This window comes from Pseudomonas sp. PDM14 (genome assembly GCF_014851905.1).
Lineage (GTDB): Bacteria > Pseudomonadota > Gammaproteobacteria > Pseudomonadales > Pseudomonadaceae > Aquipseudomonas.
Genome location: NZ_JACVAQ010000002.1, coordinates 945,694 through 964,549, shown reverse-complemented (window position 1 = coordinate 964,549; position 18,856 = coordinate 945,694). Strand labels below are relative to the sequence as shown.

Genomic DNA, 18,856 nt, shown 5'->3' with positions numbered 1-18,856 from the left:
GGAGCCAGCCTGCTGGCGATCAGCGGGCTTGCACAACGAGCATCGCCAGCAAGCTGGCTCCTACAGCGTGCTCAGGAATCCTCGCCCTCGCGCCGACGCATCAGGTAGGTGTCCATGATCCAGCCGTTGTCGGCGCGGGCCTGCTTGCGCACGCGTTCGATCTGGTCGGCGACATCCTTGAGCTTGCCGGCGATCAGCAGTTCGTCCGGCGTGCCGATGTAGGCGCCCCAGTAGATGTCCAGGTCCTGGTCGACATGGTGCTGGTAGCTGTCCTCGGCATCCAGCATCACCACCACGCTGTCGGTGTCCGGCAGGCGCTCGGCCAGGCGGCGGCCGGTGGTGATCTCGATGGGGCGGCCGATGCGGTTGAGCGGCACCTTGTGCCGCGCGGCGAGGGCCTGGACGCTGCTGATGCCGGGGATGACGTCGAACTCGAACTGCAGGCGGCCTTCGGCGAGCACGGCCTGGAGGATGCGGATGGTGCTGTCGTACAGCGCCGGGTCGCCCCAGACCAGGAAGGCGCCGCATTCGCCATCGGCCATGTCCTCGCCGATCAGGCGCTCGAAGGTCTGCTGCTTGGCCAGGTTGAGGTCGACCACCGCCGCGGTGTAGTCGCCGCCCCCGCGTTCGCGTTCCGGGCTGGTGGCCTCGACGAAGCGGTACTCGCGCTCGGTGATGAAGCGCTCGCAGATCTCAACGCGCAGGTCGATCAGCTTGCCCTTGCTCGCGCCCTTGTCCATGAGGAAAAACACGTCGACGGTGTTGAGCGCCTTGACCGCCTGGATGGTCATGTACTCGGGGTTGCCGGCGCCAATGCCGATGATCAGGATCTTCTTCATGGGGTCTCAGTCTGCTGCGAGCGTGCGAGGCACGGATTATCCGCTCAGGCGGGAATGGCGACCAGGCTCAGCAGGCGGTCGTCGTAAAGGGCGAACTGGCCGTTCAGCTCACGACCGCTATGCCAGGCGGGCGACAGGTCGATGAGCAGGCGCAGGCGGGCGCTGCCGTCGTCGGCCCAGGCCAGCAGTTCGGCGTCGTGGAAATAGAAGCGCTGGCGCACCAGTGGGTAGAGCGCCTTGAACAGGCTTTCCTTGAGCGAGAAGGTCAGCGTCACCAGCAGGGCGAAGCCCTCGTTGGGCAGGTCGCCGGCGCGTTGCAGCTCGGCTGGGGTGAGGATTTCCCCGGCCAGCTTGCGCGCGCGTTCGACGCTCAGGCGTTTTTCCAGGTCCAGGCCCAGGCCTTGCCATTGGCTGCTGTGGGCGACGAGGGCGGCAGCCTGGCCCGCGCCGTGGCTGATCGAGCCGAGCGTGCCAGCAGGCCAGCGCGGCGCGCCGTCTTCGTCGCGGCCGGGTGTGCCGGATTCGCCCAGTTGGCGCAGCGCTTCACGGGCGCACAGGCGTCCGGCCAGGTGTTCGCTCTGGCGCTTGGCCACGCCTGGCACCGGCGTGATGCCGCAGCGTGCCGAGTCCTCGGCCTGCCACTGCGCCGGGTCGAACCGCAGGCGCAGCAGGTGCGCCCCGGCAAGTGCCAGCGGCGCGGGCCAGGTGGTGTCGAAGGGGCTGCAGAAGGCGGGGAGCGGGGCGGATGTCATGGGTCGGTATTCTGCCGCGTCGCCGGGAGGCGGACCAGCCGTTTACATTTCTTTGCACGGCGATAACGAAGCGCTACAGAGCAACCGCTTGGTTTTTGCCAGACTGGCACCAGCGTTCCACTGAACGCTGGTGAGGTTTTAGCCGCGGCGGAAAATGCGCTGCTGCGGTTTTGCTCTACTGATCGAGTGCGGGAGCCCAATTGGGCTCCCGTTTTTTTTTGCGGGGTAGAAAGGCGGCTTGAGCCACGAGCCGTGCGCATCTGCTGTCGTAGGGTGCGCCGTGCGCACCGCCCGCGCATGGTGACGGGCGGCATTCAGATCGCATTAGCCGGCGCCTCAGCTTCACACGGTAGGCTTCGCCTGGTGGATCGGTGAGTCGTGATCCACCCTATGGTTCTGCGGGTTTTAGCGGCTTAGAACACCTGCTTGAACAGCGCCTGCATGTCGGCCCAGGAGCGCTCGTCGGCGGCTTTCTGGTAACCGAGGTCGAGGCCGTGGCCCTTGTGCGCATCGGCATCCGGGTTGCTGAAGCCGTGCTTGGCGCCGGGCAGGGAGACGAACTGGTAGTCGGCACCGGCCGCGTCCATCTCGGCCTTGAAGTCGGTGACCTGTTGCGCGGTGATCATGCTGTCCGCTTCACCGTGCTCGACCAGCACCTTGGCCTTGACGCTGCCCTTGGTCGCCGGTGTGGCGGTGACCAGCGCGCCGTGGAAGCTGACCACCGCGGCCAGCGGTACGCCTTGGCGCGCCATGTCCAGGACCACCTTGCCGCCGAAGCAGTAGCCGATCGCGGCCAGGCGCTGCGGGTCGGTCTGCGGTTGCGCCTTGAGCAGCGCCAGGCCGGTCTCGAAGCGCGCCTTGGCGGCATCGGTATTGGCCAGTGCGGCGTTCATGAAGGCCATGGCGTCCTTCGGGTGGGTGGTGTTCTTGCCTTCGCCGTACATGTCGATGGCCAGGGCGCTGTAGCCGAGGGCGGCGAGTTCGCGGGCGCGGCGCTTGGTGTAGTCGTTCAGCCCCCACCACTCATGCACGACGATGACGCCCGGGCGCTTGCCGCTGACCGCATCGTCCCAGGCGTGGTAGCCGATCAGCTGCGTGCCGTCCGGGCCGGTGTAGGGAATCTCGCGGGTTTGTACCGCGGCGTGGGCCAGGGTGCTGCAACACAGCAGCAGGCCGAACAGAATCTTGTACATGGCACCTCTCTCCAGAAATGGCTGTGGAGCGGACAGTATTGATGCATTTGCTCGCGACGGGAGAGTTTCTGTGGTGGTTTTCGGCAAACAGTTAGCCAGCTAAGCGTGTTGTGATAGCCTGACCATCCGTTCCGCTGTCGACTCGCCGTTCACTCGATCTATGGACTCCCATCTGCTGCAAGGCACCGCTGCTTACCGGCGGGCCACTCTGGCACTGTTCTGTGCCGGTTTCTGCACCTTCGCCTTGCTCTATTGCGTCCAGCCACTGTTGCCGCTGCTGGCCGCGGACTTCGCCGTGTCGGCCGCGAGCAGCAGCCTGGCACTGTCGCTGACCACCCTGAGCCTGGCACTGAGCCTGCTGCTGTCCGCGGCCCTGGCGGAAAGCTGGGGCCGCAAGCCGGTGATGGCCGCGGCGCTGGGCCTCGCCAGCTTGCTCGGGCTGGCCTGCGCCTTCGTCGATGCCTGGCCGGCGCTGTTGGTGCTGCGCGCGCTGCTGGGCCTGGCGTTGAGCGGATTGCCGGCGCTGGCGATGGCCTATGTCGGCGAAGAGTTCGACCCGCGCTCGCTGCCGGCAGCGATGGGCCTGTACATCGGCGGCACGGCACTGGGCGGCATGCTCGGACGTTTGCTCGCCGGCCTGCTGGCGGACATCGGCGGTTGGCATCTGGCGCTGGCGGGTATCGCCGGCTTGGGGCTGCTCAGCCTGCTGCTGTTCCTCTGGCTGCTGCCGCCTTCGCGGCATTTCCAGGCGCAGCCGCTGTCGCTACGCGGCGTGCTCGGCAACTTCGCCCTGCATCTGGGCAACCCGCAGCTGCGCCGGCTGTTCCTCCAGGCATTCCTGCTCATGGGCGGCTTCGTCGCGTTGTTCAACTACATCGGCTTTCGCCTGGCGGCGCCGCCGTTCGCGCTGTCGTCGACGGTCATCGGCTTGCTGTTCGTCGTCTACCTGGGCGGTATCTTCAGCGCCGGATGGGCCGGGCGCCTGGTGTCGCGCTTCGGCGCGCGACAGGTGTTGCAGAGTGGTATCGGCCTGATGCTGCTGGGCCTTGCGCTCTGTGCGCTGCCCTGGCTGGCGGCGGTGGCGCTGGGGTTGGGGCTGTTCACCCTGGGCTTTTTCGCCGCCCATTCGGTGGCCAGCGGCCAGGTCGGCCAGCGTGCGACCCAGGCCCGCGCCCAGGCCTCGGCGCTGTACCTGTGCGCCTACTACCTGGGTTCCAGCCTGATCGGCTATGCCGCGGGCTGGGTCTGGCAGCACGCCGGCTGGGGCGCGCTGCTGGCGACCCTGGCCGCGGTGTTCGGCCTGGCCGCGTGGAGCGCGCGCAAGCTGTGATCAACCGCGTGCGGCGGATTTGCTCTTGAGCATGTAGCCGAAGGCCACGCTGCAGGTGCCGAACAGCGCGAGCACGAGTATCCCCGGCAGCGGCTCGCCGAGGGCCAGCATCAGTGCGCCGAGCACGCTGAACAGCAGCGACACGATCAGCAGCAGCCACAGGGTGAAGGTGTTGTGGCTGGCGGCGGAGTTGCGATAGCCCTCCTTGAGCGTCAGGCGTTCCGTGCTCACCGGGCAGTCCTTGAGCAGCACGCGGCTCTTGATGAGGAACCAGGCCGTCAGCGCGACCACCACCACACCCAGTAGCCACCATTGGCGGAATACCGCGATCACGATCACCAGCGGTAACGAAATCTTGTAGTAGAACAGCATGAAATTGCGCAGTTGCTCGCGGGTGGCCGGGTCCTTGATTACGCGACCCTTGCCCAGCGCGCCCCAGGGGTAGAACACGCTGTCGCCGTTGCTGTCCTGCTTGAACACGGCGTCTGTCAGTCCTTCGAAATAGCCCATCGGCTTGCTCCTTGTTGTGGCGGATTACGGTTGTAGAAGGGATGGCTTGGCCAGGGCGGCCGCGGTTGGCGTCGGCGGCGTGATACCCATCGAGACGTAGATGCTGGTGAACCGGTCCATGCCCATCTCGGCCGGCTTGACCCATTCCACCGGCACGTAGAGCAACCCGCCACCGACCGGGATAGGCGCGGTGGGCACCAGGATCGCGTGGTACGCGCGGCCATCGATCTCCACCGGTTGCGGGTTCGGCAGCAGGGCCAGCACGGCGGTGCCGTCGCCGCCGAAGAAGCACCAGACCGGGCTCATGGCGGCGAGGTCGGCGTCCTGCTTCTGGTCCAGTAGGCCGACGAAGCGGTCGGTCAGGCTGTACAGCTTGCCGAACAGTGGGATGCGCCGCAGGGTCAGGTCGATCAGCCGGCTCAGCGGCTCCTTCAGACCCAGCTGCACGGCCAGGCCGATGGGGTAGAGCGCCGCCAGCAACAGCAGGGTGCCGAGTGCCCAGGCCAGCATCGGGCTGGTAACGAATGGCTGGCCGACTTCGGAGAACAGCCGGCCGACGAAGCTGGTCGGACCGATCAGGCGGTTCAGCAGGCTGGCGACCCAGCCGAGCAGCGCCAGGCTCAGGGCCAGCGGCAGGAGCACCAGCAGGCCGGCGAGCCAGGTGCCGAGCAGAGAATTGAAGCTGCGTTTGAACATGGGTGGGCGTCCGTTGGGCTGGCGTGTGGGCGGGTTGCGCATGGCTGGCTAGGCTGATGCCTGGGCAGCGGTCGACAGGGGCGAGAGCATGAGCGAAGCAAGGGACAATCTCGAGCGGGTGCAGCATTCGGCCATATTTCGCTGGGCGCAACTGGCCCAGTGGTTCGGCCTGGCGGCGTTGCTCGTGGCGGTGCTGCTGGGCTTCTTCAGCGAGCTGACGCAGACGCCACGGGGCATCACCCTGATCGCCTTGCTGGGCATGCTCGGCCTGTTGGCGCTGGTGCCGGCGCGGTTCATCCTGACCTTGCACCTGATGAAGCGTGAGCAGAAACCGTAGAACACGTCAGTTCTCCTGCGCGCGGTAGGCGCCAGGGGTGAGCCCGGTCCATTTCTTGAATGCGCGGTGAAATGCCGACGGCTCGGAAAAGCCCAGTTGCTCGGCCAGGGTCTGGATCGACAGCTCGTCGCGGCCCAGGTGGTAGATGGCCAGGTCGCGGCGCAGGTGATCCTTGAGTTCCTGGAAGCTGCTGCCTTCCTCGCGCAGGTGGCGGCGCAGGGTCTGCGGGCTGATATGCAGCTGCTGGGCGACCTGTTCCAGGTCCGGCCAGTTGGCGCAGTCGCGGCCGAGCAGGCGGCGGATGCGGCTGATCAGGCTGTCGCCGCCGTCGGGGCGAGCCAGCAGGTCGGCTGGGGAGTGGTCGAGGAACTGCTTGAGCGTGCGTTCGTCCTGCAGCAGCGGCATGTTCAGGTAGCGCGCATGGAACAGCAGGCTGGTACCGCCGGCGGCGAAACGCTGGGGGCAGGGGAACAGCAGGTCGTACTCGCCGATGTGCGCCGGTTCGGGATAGTCGAAGGTGGCTTCCTCGAGGCGGATGCGCTGGCCGATCAGCCAGCTGCCGAGGCGGTGCCAGATCACCAGCAGGCTCTCGGTGAGGAAGTGGTCCGGGTCCCATAGCGCCGCGCTGTCGATGCTCAGCCGGGCCATCTCGCCCTCGCGCTCCAGGCGCACGCCAGGGGCATCGGGAAACAGGCCGTAGAACAGCATGCCGCGTACCAAGGCTTTCTCCAGCGAACGGCAGTGGATGATCGCATGGCACATCATGGCGAAGGTGCCGCGCCGGCTGCGACTGGGGCCGAAGCCCATGTATTCGTCGTCGAGCAGCGCCCACAGCCCCTGCAGCAGGCGAGTGAACTGCTCGGGCGCCAGGCGTGCGCGCGGCTCGTCGAGCAGCGCCGGCTGGATCCCCAGTTCACGCAGCAGGCCGCTGTAGTCCTGACCCATGCGTTCGGCACCGCGCAAGGCGGCGCGGACGAAGTGACTGGCGATGGTGCGTTCGCGCATGACCCGACTCGTGACAATACTGGCCGGATGGTAGGCCGGGCAACCATCTGCGAACAAGCCGCAGGCGTGCGAGCGGGTATGGGGACGAGTGATGCGCAGCGGCGTCGTTTCCCACCAGAAGGCGGGGGAAACCCGCCGCGTGCTTGGCGGGAACCCGCCAAATTGGCCGGGGTAAAGGCTTGTTGTATTTGTTTTAAGTTATTGTAATTGAAGGGTATTTGTTAATTTTTCGGTTGTGGCACAGGCCGTGCAATTGGCGTTGCAGCTCCCGAGTGGAGCCCAAAACAAAATCCTCCAGTGCAGGAGGGTTAGCGCTAATAAAGCGGCTGTGCGACGTCAAAGGGATTGTTGGGTCGACGCAGCAAGTGAGGATCTGCCATGACCCGCAAACCGCTCTACAAGAGCCTCTATGTTCAAGTGCTGGTGGCCATCGCCATCGGTATCGCCCTCGGCCATTTCTATCCGGAAACTGGCGTTGCGCTGAAGCCGCTCGGTGATGGCTTCGTCAAACTGATCAAAATGGTCATCGCCCCCATCATCTTCTGCACCGTGGTCAGCGGCATTGCCGGCATGCAGGACATGAAAGCGGTGGGCAAGACCGGCGGCTACGCGCTGCTGTATTTCGAGATCGTGTCCACCGTCGCGCTGATCATCGGCCTGGTCGTGGTCAACGTGGTCGAGCCTGGCGTCGGCATGCATGTCGATCCGGCAACCCTGGATGCCAGCAAGATCGCCGCGTATGCCCAGGCGGGCGAGGCGCAGAGCACCATTGGCTTCCTGCTCAACGTGATTCCGGCCACCGTGGTCGGTGCCTTCGCCAACGGCGACATCCTCCAGGTGCTGTTCTTCTCGGTGATCTTCGCCTTCGCCCTGCAACGCATGGGTGAGTTCGGTCGCCCGGTGCTCGAGTTCATCGACCGCATCGCTCACGTCATGTTCGGCATCATCAACATGATCATGAAGCTCGCGCCGATCGGTGCCTTCGGTGCCATGGCCTTCACCATCGGCCAGTACGGCGTTGGCTCGCTGGTGCAGCTCGGCCAGCTGATGGCGTGCTTCTACATCACCTGCGTGGCGTTCGTGTTGATCGTGCTCGGCGGTATCGCCCGTGCCCACGGCTTCAGCATCCTCAAGTTCATCAAGTACATCCGTGAAGAGCTGATGATCGTGCTCGGCACCTCGTCCTCCGAGTCAGCGCTGCCACGCATGCTGGCGAAGATGGAAAAGCTCGGGGCGAACAAGTCGGTGGTGGGTCTGGTGATCCCGACCGGCTACTCGTTCAACCTTGATGGCACATCGATCTACCTGACCATGGCTGCGGTGTTCATCGCCCAGGCCACCGACACGCCGATGGATATCACCCACCAGATCACCCTGCTGCTGGTACTGCTGGTCGCCTCCAAGGGCGCGGCGGGCGTCACCGGTTCAGGCTTCATCGTGCTGGCCGCCACCCTGTCCGCCGTCGGCCACCTGCCGGTTGCCGGCCTGGCGCTGATCCTCGGTATCGACCGCTTCATGTCCGAAGCCCGCGCGCTGACCAACCTGATCGGCAACGGCGTCGCCACCATCGTGGTCGCCAAGTGGTGCAAGCAGCTCGACGAAACCACCCTGCAGCAGGAACTGGCCAGTGGCGGTAGCGCCCTGTCGGAAACGGAAATAGGCGCACACAAGCCAGCCTGATACCGCGTTCTCCGCCGCCCTAGCGACAGGGCGGCACCTTATGGCCCGTCCTCGTTGACGGGCTTTTTTTTGCGCGCTTTTTCAATAGCCTGGCCGCGGTTTGGCGGGCCGCGGTTTTTCGACGTACTTCACAGGCCGTTGGCGAAGGGCGCGACAGCTGTGCGACGAATCGGCTTAATGGGCGCCCCGCAAACCGACTCTGGAATGGATGCCATGTCGATACGTTACCGCGTGCCCGCTCTACCGCTTCGCCCGTCTTCTCGCCTGTCTCGGGGAGGGTGGTGCGATGGCCGTGCATGATTTCTTCATCAACCTGATCCTCAGCGTCATCCTGATCGTCGGGGTCTACCAGTTCTACTTCTTCACCCAGCGCTACACCCTGACCGAGGTGCGCATCTTCAATTCGCGCCTGGATGAGAAGATGCCGTTCTGGCCGTCCTGGTCATGGATCTACAGCTTTCTCTACTACCCGGCAATTCTCTACATCAACTGGCTGGTCGAGGACTCGCGGCATTTCACCATCACCGCGTTCACCTACATCGTGCTGCTGGTGATGCAGATGTTCTTCTTCTCGGTGTTCCCGGTGTCCACGCCCGAGCACTGGCGCAGCGTCAACACCGGCAGCAGCTGGTCGGAGCGCTTCCTGCTGTTCGTCCAGCGCTTCGATGCGCCGTCCAACTGCTTTCCCAGCATGCACGTCTCGGTCGCCACACTGACTGCGTTGCTGGCCCTGGGCTCGCTGGGGCCATGGGTGTTCCTCTTTCCGCTGCTGATCGCGCTGTCCTGCACGTTTACCAAGCAGCACTACCTGGCGGATCTGCCGGCCGGTGCCGCCCTCGGCTGGGTGGCCTATCAGGTGTACCTGGCACTGATCTAGACACGCCTCGATCAGGCTGGTTGGCAAGGCGATGAAGCGTCCCGATTCATCGCCTTGTTTTTTTCCGGCCGTTTCCTGCGACCTATGGCGCATGCGTTTGCGACTTTCCCTCGCGCCCGGCTCTGGCTAAGCTCGCGGTTCCGTATTCGCAGCAGAGGCTTTCCCATGGCGCAGCAACGGCCAGCCGCCGATATCGCCCGTCTGATCCTCGATGGGTTCGATGACTATCGTGCGCACTTCCGTGAGATCACCGATGGCGCCCGCGCGCGTTTCGAGCAGGCGCAGTGGCAGGAGGCGCAGGCCGCCTCTGCGGCGCGGATCAACCTCTACGAAGAAAAGGTCGCCGAAGTCAGCGGGCGTCTGCGCCAGAGCTTCAGCGACGAATTCCTCCTCGATGTCGAACTCTGGCCGCTGGTGAAGAGCGCCTACATCACCCTGATCGACCAGCGCTTCGACGACGAACTGGCGGAAACCTGGTTCAACTCGATCTTCTGCGGCCTGTTCAGCCACGATTGCATCAGCGACGGCTGCATGTTCATCCACACCACGCGGCCTTCGCTGCGCCCGCACGCCAGCCTGCCGCAGACGCGCAGCTACCTGCCGCTGGGCGATCTGCACGGCGCCCTGCAGCAGGTCTTCACCGACTACGGTTTCGATGTCGCCTACGAAGACCTGGAGCGTGATATCGCGCGCCTGGAAAGCCAGTTGCGCAGCAGCCTGCCGGACTGGGTGTGCAAGGACCCGGAGCTGAGCATCGAGCTGTTCTCCTCGACCCTGTACCGGAACAAAGGCGCCTACCTGGTCGGGCGCATCTTCACCCGCGACGAGCAGTGGCCGCTGGTGATTCCGCTGCTGCACCGCGAGGGGCGCGGCATCCAGATCGACACGCTGATCACCGACGAGGCGGAAGTGTCGATCATCTTCTCCTTCACCCGCTCCTATTTCATGGTGCAGGTGGAAATTCCCGCCGAGTTCATCGGCTTTCTCAAACGCATCCTGCCGGGCAAGCACATCGCCGAGCTGTACACCTCGATCGGCTTCTACAAGCACGGCAAGTCGGAGTTCTACCGCGCGCTGATCAACCACCTGGCGACCACCGATGACAAGTTCATCATGGCCCCCGGCGTGCGCGGCATGGTCATGAGTGTGTTCACCCTGCCGGGCTTCAACACCGTGTTCAAGATCATCAAGGACCGTTTCTCACCGTCGAAGAATGTCGACCGCGCCACGGTGATCGAGAAGTACCGCCTGGTGAAGAGCGTCGACCGCGTCGGGCGCATGGCCGATACCCAGGAATTCGCCGACTTCCGCTTCCCCAAGAGCAAGTTCGAGCCCGAGTGCTTGGCAGAGCTGCTGGAAGTGGCGCCGTCGACGGTGGAAATCGAGAACGACGACACCGTGCTGATCCGCCACTGCTGGACCGAGCGACGGATGATCCCGCTGAACATCTACCTGGAAAGCGCCAACGAGGCGCAGGTGCGCGAGGCCCTGGAAGACTACGGCCTGGCGATCAAGCAGCTGGCGGCCGCCAACATCTTCCCCGGCGACATGCTGCTGAAGAACTTCGGCGTCACCCGCCACGGTCGCGTGGTGTTCTACGACTACGACGAGATCTGCTACCTGACCGAGGCCAACTTCCGGCGCATCCCGCCACCGCGCTACCCGGAGGACGAAATGTCGTCCGAGCCGTGGTATTCGGTGGCGCCGCTGGACGTCTTCCCCGAGGAGTTCCCGCCGTTCCTGTTCGCCGATATCGGCCAGCGCCGGCTGTTCAGCCAGTTGCATGGCGACCTCTACGACGCCGAGTACTGGAAGGGCCTGCAGGAGGCGATTCGCGCCGGCAAGGTAATCGACGTGTTCCCCTATCGACGCAAGGGTGACCAGGCGATCTGAGCCATTGGGTGTGCGGGTGTGGATGGCTTTGGGCCAGGTTGGCACGAGTGTGCTAAACCCTATTGAGCACAAGGTCAGGAATTCCACGCCCACCCACTATCCAAGGACGGCTCGCCGATGCGCCAGAACCTCCCTGTCAGCCAGCGCGAAAGAACCTTTCCCGCTGACGAACGCCTGATTTCCACCACCGACCTGCACAGCAAGATCACCTACTGCAACGACGCTTTCGTCGAGATCAGTGGGTTCACTCGGGAAGAGTTGATCGGCCAGCCCCACAACATGGTTCGCCACCCGGACATGCCGCCGGCGGTGTTCGGCCACATGTGGGAAACCATCAAACAGGGCAAACCGTGGATGGGCGTGGTCAAGAACCGTTCGAAGAACGGTGATTTCTACTGGGTCAGCGCCTACGTCACCCCGGTTTACGAGAACGGCCAGATGGCCGGCTACGAGTCGGTGCGCTCGTTGCCGACCGACGCGCAGAAGCGTCGGGCCGAGGCGCTGTATGCCAGGCTGCGGGCGGGCAAACCGCCAATCCCGAAGATTGATCAGCTGACTTACGACCTGATCCGCTCCTGGCCGCTGATCCTCGCCGGGCTGGTGATTCTGGGTGCACATATGGTGCTCAGTGATCTGTGGCTGGCGGCGTTCATCCTGGTGGTCATGTTCGCCCTGGGTTCCTATCAGCTCTACAGCAAGCGCCAGCTGATCCGCAGAACCCTTTCCGAGCATCCCAAGGCCTTCACCAGCTCTCTGGTGGCGCTGACCTACAGCGACAACCGTGGCGCCCAGGCACTGCTCGACATGGCCATGATCAGCGAGGAAGCGCGCTTGCAGACGGCGCTCACACGGCTCGAAGACGCCGGCGAGAACGTACGCCAGCGCGCGGCGCAGTCCGCCGAGCTGTCGCGCTCCGGTGCCGAACTTCTGGAGCAGCAGCGCAGCGAGACGGACCAGTCGGCGACGGCGATCAACCAGATGGCTGCGACGATTCAGGAAGTCGCGCAGAACGTGCAGAGCACCTCGCATGCCGCGGAGGAGGCCGACCGTCTCGCCAGCGACGGCCGCCAGCTTGCCGGTGGCAGCCTCGAGGCGATGCAGCATATGGCCGATGCGGTGCAGGAGATCGGCCAGGCGGTGAACGAGCTGGCCAATTCCACCCAGTCGATCGGCAGCGTGGCGGACGTGATCACCTCGATTGCCGAACAGACCAACCTGCTGGCGCTCAACGCCGCCATCGAAGCGGCACGGGCGGGCGAGCAGGGCCGGGGGTTCGCCGTGGTCGCCGACGAAGTGCGTGCATTGGCGGCGCGCACGCGCGAGTCCACCGAGCAGATCCACCACATCATTTCCTCGCTGCGCAGCGGCGCGGACAAGGCGGTGCACACGGCGAGCAAGGGCGACGCGATTTCCCGGGAAAGCGTGCAGAGCGTCGAGGCCGTGCGCCAGGCGCTTGAGGGCATCAGTAGCGCGGTGACGCGCATCACCGGCATGAGCCAGCAGATGGCCGCGGCGTCCGAGCAGCAGAGCCATGTGGCCGAGGACATCAGCCGGCAGATCACCCGCATTGCCCAGCTCTCCGACCACAGTGCCGGTCAGGCCCAGCAGGGCGCGGCGATCAGCCAGGAGCTGGAACAGATGGCCGAGTACCTGCACAGCCTGGCGGAGCGCTTCAACCGCTGATGCGTCAGCCGTTTCGAGCAGTGTGGCCCTGCGTACGATGATCGTTCCGACGCTCTGCGTGGGAACGCCGTTACAGACGCTCCGCGTCTGAGGGACGTGGTGCGTCCCTGCATCGAGCTTTCACGTTAGGGCAGGGAAACAATCGGGTTTCGCAACAGGTAACGCGGATATCGCCGTTGCATGCTGGCGGACGTACCGACGTTGATGGTGCTCGAGGCGGCCAGTGACACTCGCCTGTGGCAAACTGCCGGGCCTCAGGAGATCCTATGCCTCGCCCCGTCTGCCCGCGTTGCTGTCGCCCGCTCGGCCATTGTCTGTGCTCGCTGATTCCCAGCCTGCCGAGCCGCACGCGCGTGCTCATCCTGCAGCACCCGGACGAAGTGAGGCATGCGCTGAACACCGCGCGGCTGGCCGCGCTGGGCCTGCAGAATGCCGAGCTGAAGATTGGCGAACATTTCCCCGATCTGCCGCATTGGCTGAGCGACGAGTACCGTGCCTGCCTGCTGTTTCCCGGCGATGGCGCACAGACGCTGCCGCTGAGTGATGGCGAGGATTCGCGGCCGCTGTTGCTGGTGGTACCCGATGGCACCTGGCGCAAGGCGCGCAAGCTGATCTACCTGAATCCACTGCTGGCAGGGCTGCCACGCGTCAGCCTGCCGGTGGGGTTGCCGTCGCGCTATCGCCTGCGCAAGGCACCGGGGGAAGTCGCGTTGGCGACCATCGAGGCAATCGTCGCCGCGCTCGAGCTGCAGGAGGCGCCCGCGCGCTTCGATACCCTGTTGAGGCCGTTCGAGGCGTTGATCGACGGGCAGATCGAGGCCATGGGCAGCGAGACGTTCCAGCGCAATCACCAGCGCTAGTTTGTGTGGCAGGTCCTAGCGTTCGCGCAGGGCTTCGGCGCGGGCTTTGAGCACCGGTTTGAGCAGGTAGTCGAGCACGCTCTTCTCGCCGGTGATGATGTCCACCGTGGCGACCATGCCGGGAATGATCAGCAGCGGGTGTTCATCGGTACCCAGGTGGCTTTTGTTGGTGCGCACCTGGATCAGGTAGAAGCTGTTGCCTTCCTCGTCGGTGATGGTATCGGCGCTGATCAGTTCGAGGTTGGCCTTGAGGCCGCCGTAGATGGTGTAGTCATAGGCGGTGAACTTGACCATCGCCTTCTGCCCGGGATGGAGGAAGGCAACATCCTGCGGACGGACCTTGGCCTCGATCAGCAGGTTGTCTTCCAATGGGACGATTTCCAGCATGTCGCTGCCGGGCTGCACCACGCCTCCGATGGTATTGACCTTGAGCTGCTTGATTACCCCATGCACCGGCGACACCACGGTGGTGCGGCTGACCCGGTCTTCGATGGCGACGCTGGTCGAGGTCAGTTTGGTCAGTTCGGTGCGGATCTCGTTGAGTTCTTTCAGCGCATCGGTGCGAAACACCAGGGTCGACTCTTCCAGCCGACTCTTGATCTCCTGCATCGCCGATTCGGCCCGTGGAATCGCCAAGTTGGTGGCGTCCAGCGAGCCGCGCATTTCCACCGAACTGCGTTTGAGGCGCAGGATTTCCACTGCGGAGATCGCGCCCGATGCTACCAGCGGCTGCGACATGTTCAGTTCCTGCTGGATCAGGCCGAGCGCCGAGCGGTATTGCTGGGCCTTGGCGCGAAACTCCGCCAGCTCTTGGGTTTTCTGCCGCAGTTGCTCGTTGAGCGTGTTCTGTTCGCTTTCCAGGCGCTGCAGGCGCGAGCGGTGCAGGGCCATTTCATCTTCGGCCAGTTGCGGCACGTTGGCGACCAGATCATCGGGCAAGGCCAATGGGCGACCCTCGGCTTCTGCACTGAGGCGTTCCACGCGCGCGACCAGGGCCATGCGGTCGGCCTCGGTTTCGCCCTTGTTGGACATGAACCGGGTGGCGTCCAGGCGCAGCAGCACATCGCCCTTGTTCACCACCTGCCCTTCGCGGGTGAAGATCTCGGTGACGATGCCTCCCTCCAGGTTCTGGATCACCTGCACCTTGCTTGATGGAATGGCCTTGCCTTCGCCGGTGGTGACTTCCTCGAGCACGGCGAACTTGGCCCAGATCAGCGCCACCAGCAGGCAGGCGCTGACCGACCAGACGGTGGCGCGGGCCAGCCAGGGTGAATCCTCGCGGACTACGCCATCGACTTCCGGCATGAACTCGGTGTCCTGCCGGCGTGTACGCAGGCTGCCGAAGTAATCGCGAACCGATTGTGTGAATTCCATGCGCTTCTCCTGGCTAGACCGATGCGGGGCCGACACGGCCCTTGCGCAGGGCTTCGATCACAGCGTCCTTGGGGCCGTCGGCGACGACATGGCCGTTGTCCAGCACGATCAGTCGGTCGACCAGGCTGAGCATCGAGGCGCGGTGGGTGATCAGCAGCAGGGTCTTGCCCTGGGTCCAGGTGTGCAGGCGATTACGCAGGGTGTCTTCGCTGGCGTTGTCCATGGCGCTGGTAGGTTCGTCGAGCAGCAGGATCGGTGGGTCGAGCAGCATGGCGCGGGCCATCAGCACGGCCTGGCGCTGACCGCCGGAGAGCAGCTGGCCGCGTTCACCCACCGGGCGGTCGAAGCCTTGCGGGTGCTGCCGCGCCAGTTCCGATACGCCGGTAAGTTCGGCGACTTCGAGCATGCGTGCGTCGCTGACGTAGCGCGCGCCAAGGGTCAGGTTGTCGCGCAGGCTGCCGGCCAGCAGCGGCAGGTCGTGGGCGACGTAGCCGATCTGGTGGCGCAGGTCGGCGACATCGAGCTGGCGCAGGTCAAGGCCGTCAAGCAGCAGCTGGCCGTCATCCGGGGTGTAGAAGTTCATTACCAGGCGGCCGAGGGTGCTCTTGCCCGAGCCGCTGCGACCGATGATGCCGATGTGCTCGCCGGCCTTCATGCGCAGGTTGATCTTGCTCAGCGCCGCACCGCTCTGGCCGGGGTAGGCGAAGCTGACCTGGCGGATGTCGAACGCGCCCTTGAGCTGGGTTCTGTCCAGCGGCCGCTGCTTGGCTTCGCGCTCCTGTGGCAGGGCCATCAGCGCATCGGTGCTGGTCATGGTCAGGCGCGCCTGCTGGTAGCGGGTGATCAAACCGGCGATCTGCCCGAGTGGCGAGAGCACGCGGCTGCCGAGCATGTAGCAGGCGACCAGGGCGCCGACGCTGAGCTTGCCGGCGATGATGATGTAGACCCCGGCGACGATAGTCGCCATGCCGGCGAACTGCTGCAGGAATAGGGTGCCGTTGGTGGCCAACGCCGCGAGGAAGCGCGCATGGTTGTCGAGGCGGGTGAGGGCGCCGTGGGTTTTTTCCCAGTGGTGCTGGCGCTCGCTTTCGGCGCTGCACGCCTTGAGGGTTTCCAGGCCGCCGAGAGTTTCGATCAACAGGGCCTGGCGTTCGGCACCCAAGGCGAGGCTCTTCTGCACCGTGTCGCGCAGCCGCGACTGGATGATCAGGGCGAAGACGGCGGTGATCGGAAATGCCAGTAGCGGAATCACCACCAGCCAACCGCCGAGCAGGCCGATTACCACCAGCATGAGGATGGAGAAGGGCAGGTCGATCAGGCTGGTCAGGGTGACTGCGGTGAGGAATTCACGCAGGCCCTGGAAGTCATGGATGCTCTGGGCGAAGCCGCCAACGGTGGCCGGCTTGGCTTTCAGCGACATACCGGTGATGCGCTCGAACAACGTGGCGGAGAGCACCACGTCGGTCTTCTTGCCGGCAACGTCCAGCAGGTGCGCGCGCAGCACGCGCAGGAGCAGTTCGAAACCGCTGCCGATAAGCAAGCCGATCACCAGTACCCACAGCGTCGACGTAGCCTGGTTGGGCACCACGCGGTCGTAGGTCTGCATGACGAACAGCGGCACCATCAGGCCGAGCAGGTTGATCAGCAGGCTGGCGAGCACCGCGTCGGTATACAGCCAGCGGGACAGCTTGAGGGTGTCGCGGAACCAGAACTGCACGCGGGGCAGCAGCGGGACGCGCGCGTCTTCCAGTTCATGACGCGGACGGGCGAAGAGCGCGCGGCCACTGTATTCCTTGGTCAGCTCGGCGAGCTCGACCCATTGTTCGCCACCTTCGGCCTCACACGGCAGGATCAGCGCCTTGCCTTTGGGGCCGTATTTGCGCAGTACGGCGCTGCGGCCGTCCTTGAGCAGGAGCAGCACGGGCAGGTTGAGTGAGGAAATAGCCGGCAGCTCGCGGCGCAGGATGCGCCCCTGCAGGCCTGCACGGGCTGCGGCTCGGGGCAGCAGCTCGGCACTCAGGCGTTGATCGGGCATTGGCAGCCCGGCGCTCAGGCTGGCTCGACTGGCTACGCAGTCGTGCAGCTTGCAGAGAATCAGCAGGCCGTCCAGCAGCGGGTCGTCATGACTCTGCCGCTGATCGTCGGTAAGGCTCCGTTCCATGGTCGTCACGTTCACTACTCCAGAGAAACAGGCCGGCAGACGCTGGTGGGCAGCGTCTGCCGGGCAGCTTCTTCGCCGGGACTACTTCATTTCCGGCAGACGCGCCTCGCTCTTCACTTCCGTGAGGGCTACAGCTTCGGCCGGGACTACGACGTTCTGCTTCTTCAGCAGATCGCCCATGGCAGAGATCACGCGGTACATGGAGAACTCTTCGGTGTAACGCACCTCGCTGTAACGGCGATTGGCGGTGAACAGTTCGTTCTCGCTGTCCAGCAGGTCGAGCAGGGTGCGCTGGCCGAGACCGAACTGCTGCTGGTAGGCCTCGCGCACCCGCGAGGTGTAGTCGGCGTAGTCGCGCGCCTTGGGCGTTTGCAGGCGCGCGTTTTCCATGGCGTTCCAGGCCAGGGAGAGGTTTTCGTTGATCACCCGCAGGGCGTTGTTGCGGATGTCCATCGACTGGTTGATCTGGTGCGCCGCCGATTGCAGGCGGGCCTTGTCGCGCATGCCGTTGAACAGGTTGTAGTTCATCACCACGGCGGCTCGCCAAGTGTTGTAGTGGCCTTCGTCGCCCTGCACGTTGTCGTCTGCGGAGGTCGCCAATTCCACGTCGAAACGTGGGTAGAAGGGTGACTTGGCGACTTCGTACTGCTTTTCGGCGGCATTTACGTCGGCCTGCGCCGACTTCAGGTAGGGGTTGTTGTCGATCACGGTCTGCCGTGCGACGAGCAGATCGGCCGGCATTTCGCCCTTCACCGTGACCGGGCTTTCCAGCTGGTCGGGCAGGCGGCCGACGGCGCTGAAGAAGTTGGCTTCGGCGTCGGCGAGGTTGACCTGTTCGGTGTACAGGTTGTTCGCCGCCAGGGCCAGGCGTGCTTCGGCCTGGTCGAAGTCGGCAGTGCTGCCGACGCCGCGTTCGCTGCGCATGCCGATCTGGTCATGGATGCGCGTGTGCGCCTGCAGGTTGTTCTGCGCCAGGCTCACCAGCTCGCGGCGCTTGAGCACCTCCAGGTACACCTCGACGGTGCGCAGGGCGAGCCCTTCCGAGGTGCCCAGTACGTAGTAGGCCTTGGAGTTCACCACTGCCTCGGTACGTGCCACTTCGTTCGGTGTATTGAAACCGTCGAACAGCATCTGCCGCAGACGCAGCTCGGCGTCACGGTAGTTCATGGTCTCCTTGTTATGGTCACCCAGGGCCCGGGTGCTGGGGCTGTCGGTATTTTCCCGGCCATAGCCAACCAGCAGGTCCACGGTCGGCAGGTAACCGCCCTTGGCAATCTTCACTTCCTCATCCGATGAGAGGCGGTCATTCATGCTGGCATGCAGTTCGGGGTGGTTGTCCAGGGTGCTCTGAATGGCTTCCGAAAGGGTAATGGCATGGGCCTGAGAGCAGGCAATGGCCAGCACAATGCCACTGTAGAGCGGTGCTAGAACGCGCATGGGGTACTTCTCCTTGTGTCGATGCTCTTTGTTACGTCGCCATTTTTATGGCGTTTTATCCTGAATAAACGTTTCAGGTTTGTAACATCACAGCTAAGAACAACTTTTGACTTAGCTAAGAAATTTTTTTCACAAGGTTTATGAGGAAAAAGTCTTATGCACTCTGTGAAAACGAGCACATTGTTTTTTCCGTACTCCCGCAGAAATCGGGCCTTAGAAGCCTTTTTGC

At 64.3% G+C, this 18,856-nt stretch carries 15 protein-coding genes and 2 pseudogenes; 8 read left to right on the top strand and 9 right to left on the bottom strand.

Annotated features, from left to right (window positions below; translation table 11 throughout):
* Nucleotides 1-71 precede the first annotated feature (71 nt).
* The 3 genes from cobF to IB229_RS17050 form a co-directional block, all read right to left on the bottom strand.
* Entirely contained in the window at nucleotides 72-839 is a 768-nt protein-coding gene (gene cobF, locus IB229_RS17060; protein WP_192331100.1) for a precorrin-6A synthase (deacetylating), read from the bottom strand.
* A 44-nt stretch (nucleotides 840-883) separates the two neighbouring features.
* The gene (locus IB229_RS17055) at nucleotides 884-1,591 is read right to left on the bottom strand and encodes a 4'-phosphopantetheinyl transferase family protein (RefSeq protein ID WP_192331099.1); all 708 of its coding nucleotides are present in this window, start codon (nucleotides 1,589-1,591) and stop codon (nucleotides 884-886) included.
* Nucleotides 1,592-2,004: 413 nt separating this feature from the next.
* Entirely contained in the window at nucleotides 2,005-2,784 is a 780-nt protein-coding gene (locus IB229_RS17050) for a dienelactone hydrolase family protein (protein ID WP_192331098.1), read from the bottom strand.
* 160 nt (nucleotides 2,785-2,944) lie between these two features.
* On the opposite strand from IB229_RS17050, the gene IB229_RS17045 reads away from it, so the two are divergent.
* Nucleotides 2,945-4,114 (top strand): MFS transporter, encoded by a 1,170-nt coding sequence (locus IB229_RS17045; RefSeq protein ID WP_192331097.1) that lies wholly within the window; start codon nucleotides 2,945-2,947, stop codon nucleotides 4,112-4,114.
* Here the strand turns inward: IB229_RS17045 and IB229_RS17040 are convergent, their stop codons facing one another.
* Entirely contained in the window at nucleotides 4,115-4,624 is a 510-nt protein-coding gene (locus IB229_RS17040) for a hypothetical protein (protein WP_192331096.1), read from the bottom strand.
* A gap of 24 nt (nucleotides 4,625-4,648) precedes the next feature.
* Nucleotides 4,649-5,320 (bottom strand): DUF502 domain-containing protein, encoded by a 672-nt coding sequence (locus IB229_RS17035; RefSeq protein WP_192331095.1) that lies wholly within the window; start codon nucleotides 5,318-5,320, stop codon nucleotides 4,649-4,651.
* Between the two features lie 88 nt (nucleotides 5,321-5,408).
* On the opposite strand from IB229_RS17035, the gene IB229_RS17030 reads away from it, so the two are divergent.
* A complete protein-coding gene (locus IB229_RS17030; RefSeq protein WP_192331094.1) occupies nucleotides 5,409-5,657 on the top strand; it encodes a hypothetical protein in 249 nt (82 codons plus the stop codon).
* A gap of 6 nt (nucleotides 5,658-5,663) precedes the next feature.
* Here the strand turns inward: IB229_RS17030 and IB229_RS17025 are convergent, their stop codons facing one another.
* A complete protein-coding gene (locus IB229_RS17025; protein ID WP_192331093.1) occupies nucleotides 5,664-6,662 on the bottom strand; it encodes an AraC family transcriptional regulator in 999 nt (332 codons plus the stop codon).
* Nucleotides 6,663-7,040: 378 nt separating this feature from the next.
* Between IB229_RS17025 and IB229_RS17020 the strand changes: the two genes are divergently transcribed.
* The 6 genes and pseudogenes from IB229_RS17020 to IB229_RS17000 all read left to right on the top strand — a co-directional run bounded on the left by IB229_RS17020 (nucleotide 7,041) and on the right by IB229_RS17000 (nucleotide 13,655).
* Nucleotides 7,041-8,342 carry a dicarboxylate/amino acid:cation symporter gene (locus IB229_RS17020; protein ID WP_192331092.1) on the top strand — a complete coding sequence of 434 codons (1,302 nt, stop codon included), beginning with the start codon at nucleotides 7,041-7,043 and terminating at the stop codon, nucleotides 8,340-8,342.
* A gap of 286 nt (nucleotides 8,343-8,628) precedes the next feature.
* Nucleotides 8,629-9,219: a phosphatase PAP2 family protein gene (locus IB229_RS17015; protein WP_192331091.1), complete on the top strand. Its 591-nt coding sequence runs from the start codon at nucleotides 8,629-8,631 to the stop codon at nucleotides 9,217-9,219.
* Between the two features lie 165 nt (nucleotides 9,220-9,384).
* A complete protein-coding gene (aceK, locus tag IB229_RS17010; RefSeq protein ID WP_192331090.1) occupies nucleotides 9,385-11,112 on the top strand; it encodes a bifunctional isocitrate dehydrogenase kinase/phosphatase in 1,728 nt (575 codons plus the stop codon).
* 117 nt (nucleotides 11,113-11,229) lie between these two features.
* A pseudogene (locus tag IB229_RS22330) lies at nucleotides 11,230-11,508 on the top strand (PAS domain-containing protein); the annotation flags it as partial.
* A gap of 306 nt (nucleotides 11,509-11,814) precedes the next feature.
* Nucleotides 11,815-12,795, top strand: a pseudogene (locus tag IB229_RS22325) (methyl-accepting chemotaxis protein); the annotation flags it as partial.
* A 266-nt stretch (nucleotides 12,796-13,061) separates the two neighbouring features.
* On the top strand, nucleotides 13,062-13,655 hold the full coding sequence (locus IB229_RS17000; RefSeq protein WP_192331088.1) for a tRNA-uridine aminocarboxypropyltransferase: 594 nt from the start codon (nucleotides 13,062-13,064) through the stop codon (nucleotides 13,653-13,655).
* 15 nt (nucleotides 13,656-13,670) lie between these two features.
* Here IB229_RS17000 and IB229_RS16995 read toward each other — a convergent pair whose 3' ends face one another.
* The 3 genes from IB229_RS16995 to IB229_RS16985 form a co-directional block, all read right to left on the bottom strand.
* Nucleotides 13,671-15,029, bottom strand: coding sequence for an HlyD family type I secretion periplasmic adaptor subunit (locus IB229_RS16995; RefSeq protein WP_192331087.1), 1,359 nt, complete (start codon nucleotides 15,027-15,029; stop codon nucleotides 13,671-13,673).
* A 13-nt stretch (nucleotides 15,030-15,042) separates the two neighbouring features.
* Nucleotides 15,043-17,199: a type I secretion system permease/ATPase gene (locus IB229_RS16990; protein WP_192331086.1), complete on the bottom strand. Its 2,157-nt coding sequence runs from the start codon at nucleotides 17,197-17,199 to the stop codon at nucleotides 15,043-15,045.
* A 72-nt stretch (nucleotides 17,200-17,271) separates the two neighbouring features.
* Nucleotides 17,272-18,627 carry a TolC family outer membrane protein gene (locus tag IB229_RS16985; RefSeq protein ID WP_192331085.1) on the bottom strand — a complete coding sequence of 452 codons (1,356 nt, stop codon included), beginning with the start codon at nucleotides 18,625-18,627 and terminating at the stop codon, nucleotides 17,272-17,274.
* Nucleotides 18,628-18,856 lie beyond the last annotated feature (229 nt).

Bases quoted from the DNA above. Each gene is read 5' to 3' on its own strand.
- IB229_RS17030 (WP_192331094.1), top strand. From the start codon at position 5,409: ATGAGCGAAGCAAGGGACAATCTCGAGCGGGTGCAGCATTCGGCCATA.
- IB229_RS17040 (WP_192331096.1), bottom strand. From the start codon at position 4,624: ATGGGCTATTTCGAAGGACTGACAGACGCCGTGTTCAAGCAGGACAGC.
- IB229_RS17015 (WP_192331091.1), top strand. From the start codon at position 8,629: ATGGCCGTGCATGATTTCTTCATCAACCTGATCCTCAGCGTCATCCTG.
- IB229_RS17045 (WP_192331097.1), top strand. From the start codon at position 2,945: ATGGACTCCCATCTGCTGCAAGGCACCGCTGCTTACCGGCGGGCCACT.
- IB229_RS17025 (WP_192331093.1), bottom strand. From the start codon at position 6,662: ATGCGCGAACGCACCATCGCCAGTCACTTCGTCCGCGCCGCCTTGCGC.
- IB229_RS17020 (WP_192331092.1), top strand. From the start codon at position 7,041: ATGACCCGCAAACCGCTCTACAAGAGCCTCTATGTTCAAGTGCTGGTG.
- IB229_RS16985 (WP_192331085.1), bottom strand. From the start codon at position 18,627: ATGCGCGTTCTAGCACCGCTCTACAGTGGCATTGTGCTGGCCATTGCC.
- IB229_RS17035 (WP_192331095.1), bottom strand. From the start codon at position 5,320: ATGTTCAAACGCAGCTTCAATTCTCTGCTCGGCACCTGGCTCGCCGGC.
- IB229_RS17000 (WP_192331088.1), top strand. From the start codon at position 13,062: ATGCCTCGCCCCGTCTGCCCGCGTTGCTGTCGCCCGCTCGGCCATTGT.
- aceK (WP_192331090.1), top strand. From the start codon at position 9,385: ATGGCGCAGCAACGGCCAGCCGCCGATATCGCCCGTCTGATCCTCGAT.
- cobF (WP_192331100.1), bottom strand. From the start codon at position 839: ATGAAGAAGATCCTGATCATCGGCATTGGCGCCGGCAACCCCGAGTAC.
- IB229_RS17050 (WP_192331098.1), bottom strand. From the start codon at position 2,784: ATGTACAAGATTCTGTTCGGCCTGCTGCTGTGTTGCAGCACCCTGGCC.
- IB229_RS16995 (WP_192331087.1), bottom strand. From the start codon at position 15,029: ATGGAATTCACACAATCGGTTCGCGATTACTTCGGCAGCCTGCGTACA.
- IB229_RS17055 (WP_192331099.1), bottom strand. From the start codon at position 1,591: ATGACATCCGCCCCGCTCCCCGCCTTCTGCAGCCCCTTCGACACCACC.